1 pseudogene is annotated in these 262 nt (G+C 30.5%); it reads left to right on the forward strand.

Features of this window, described 5'->3' with window-relative positions:
- Nucleotides 1–262, forward strand: a pseudogene (locus CAMP5053_RS08520) (hypothetical protein); the annotation flags it as partial.

Genomic DNA, 262 nt, shown 5'->3' on the forward strand with positions numbered 1-262 from the left:
GATGATGAATTTAAAGAATGGGAAAAATCATCAAGTGGAGCTATAGAGCCTTTATTTTCTCCTTTGGGAGGTATTGTAGATGAGGCTTTAGAATCACTTGAAAATGTCGGCATTACCGGTGATTCTTTAGCAATGTTTGGTGCAGTGAAAAATCCTAAAAATGCAAAAAATATTATTAAGAAAAAATCCAAATATACTACCAAACAAGAAGTGATAGAGGTGTTAAAAAGTAAATATAATCTTAAGACTTCTAAAGAATTAA

The sequence above is a fragment of the Campylobacter sp. S4:11 genome, from assembly GCF_024723695.1.
GTDB classification, from domain to species: domain Bacteria; phylum Campylobacterota; class Campylobacteria; order Campylobacterales; family Campylobacteraceae; genus Campylobacter_D; species Campylobacter_D jejuni_C.